The organism is Dyella sp. LX-66 (assembly GCF_018599165.1).
Taxonomy (GTDB): domain Bacteria; phylum Pseudomonadota; class Gammaproteobacteria; order Xanthomonadales; family Rhodanobacteraceae; genus Dyella_D; species Dyella_D marensis.
Map to the genome: position 1 here is coordinate 1 of NZ_JAHFVJ010000030.1, position 1277 is coordinate 1277.

Consider the following 1277-nt stretch of genomic DNA (forward strand, 5'->3'; position numbering starts at 1 on the left):
CTACACGCCGCCTACCCTGGGCACGTGGAATCCCGACCCTTTCGGCGGTGCCTCGAAGCGCTGACGGGGTGTAGGGGCAAAGCCCCTACGGATACGCCCTTGATCTAGGACCACACCGAAGCCTGGGCGTGTGTGGCCACACGTGTCACAAGGGTTCATCGGTTCCCATGGCCACCCCGCCAACCCCGCTTTTTCGCCTTTACCTGCAGGTATGGCTACACGTGTAGTCAAGCCAGGCTTTTGCTTGCCGAGTGCCGATGCCGGCACTGCCTGTGATCTACCTGGATTTGGCTGAGCAAACCGTAGGTTTGGGAAGACGAGGCCAGTGCCTTCGCTCGCCGAATGCCGATGCCGGCATTGCCTGTGACCTACCTCCGGTTTCACCGGGCAACCCGTAGGGTTGTTCGGGGGAGACGGGTGCCTTTACGCTGTTGTTCCTGATACGGGGGTGCATATGGATGATGCAAGCAAGATTGGCCTGTCGATCGTGGCCGCGGCTGCTCTTTTGCTCGTGGGCTTCGTGAGCTACCGGGAGCATGAGAAACGGCAAGCTGCCGAGGCAATCGAGGATGCCATTCAGCAGTTCGCGAAAGAGTTTCCACCTCCGCCACCGATCGCATATCCGCCCCGCGCTGACGAGTCGGCCAGGCAGCACCAGGCCGCTGCATTTCTGGCTGCTGAGCAGCGTCGGCAAGCCTTGCAGCTCGCGCCGGATGAGCGTTGCATTGGCGGCACCGTGGTGCGCGTTAGCGGGAACTCGTATACACAAGTCGCAGGTGCGGCCGGCCGGCCGGCGGCCTGCGCGGGGCGGCAGCGGCTTGATCTGTCCCGGTGAGCCACCGAGCGAATGCCGCCGCGTTGGTTGCTGTGATCGCCGGCCCGCGCATTGATGCGCCTGGCGGGATTAGCCGATTGCCGCGCATCTTCCAGCCGGACCAGGCTCCGGCGAAGTCGATGTTGCAGTAGAGCCTGGCTTCCAACAGGCCGACCATCTCATGCAATGAGATGATCCGGCCGCTGGGCGTGACGAATTCCTGGCGTTCGTCGTTATAGAGCCAATTCAAGCGTTTCCGTGGCATTCCTGCGTTCCATGCAGCAGGGAACGCAGGAAAGCACGGAGCATGCCGGCCGCCCGGCGCAGCCTTCCGCAATTGCGCATAATGTATACATGCGCAGCTTCGTGAGAGGCCGTGATAGCTGGTGAAACGGCGTGCGCGTTAGCGTCGTGAGTGGGCACGCCGAGCGCCAGAATCAGGCACGCGGCGTGCCCATATTTT

The 1277-nt window shown here is 62.5% G+C and carries 2 protein-coding genes; one reads left to right on the plus strand and one right to left on the minus strand.

Annotation, left to right across the window (positions count from 1 at the left end; translation table 11 throughout):
- The first annotated feature begins 454 nt into the window (after positions 1-454).
- Positions 455-835 carry a hypothetical protein gene (locus KK141_RS22850; protein WP_214587362.1) on the plus strand — a complete coding sequence of 127 codons (381 nt, stop codon included), beginning with the start codon at positions 455-457 and terminating at the stop codon, positions 833-835.
- A 225-nt stretch (positions 836-1060) separates the two neighbouring features.
- Here KK141_RS22850 and KK141_RS22855 read toward each other — a convergent pair.
- Positions 1061-1277: hypothetical protein (locus KK141_RS22855; RefSeq protein ID WP_214587363.1), on the minus strand; the 217-nt coding region annotated here is incomplete at its 5' end.

Bases quoted from the DNA above. Each gene is read 5' to 3' on its own strand.
- KK141_RS22850 (WP_214587362.1), top strand. From the start codon at position 455: ATGGATGATGCAAGCAAGATTGGCCTGTCGATCGTGGCCGCGGCTGCT.